The organism is Vibrio sp. 10N.222.46.A1 (assembly GCF_041473595.1).
GTDB lineage: Bacteria > Pseudomonadota > Gammaproteobacteria > Enterobacterales > Vibrionaceae > Vibrio > Vibrio tasmaniensis_A.
In genome coordinates, this window is the sequence record NZ_JBFRSN010001575.1 from 1 (window position 1) to 337 (window position 337).

A 337-nucleotide genomic window follows, 5' to 3' on the forward strand; every position below is an offset into this window, starting at 1 on the left:
GATTACCGCTACTGATATTTCAGCAAGTATGTTAGATATGTGCCGCACTGGCGCTTATGACAACCTTGCCTTGGGCCGAGGACTTTCTCCTGAGCGCCGTCGCACTTTCTTTGAAGATGCTGGCGATGGTCGTATGAAAGTGAAAGACAACGTTAAGCGAATGGTAAACTTCCGTCCTCAGAACTTGATGGAGAGCTATGCACTGTTAGGCAAATTCGACATTATCTTTTGTCGTAACGTGTTGATTTATTTCTCTCCGGATATGAAGTCAAAAGTACTTAACCAGATGGCAAATAGCCTGAATCCTGGTGGTTACCTGTTATTGGGTGCGTCTGAA

The 337-nt window shown here is 44.8% G+C and carries 1 protein-coding gene; it reads left to right on the forward strand.

What is annotated here, in order from left to right; genetic code table 11:
• A partial coding sequence (locus AB4496_RS28185; RefSeq protein ID WP_372133340.1) for a CheR family methyltransferase occupies positions 1-337 on the forward strand: 337 nt, incomplete at both ends.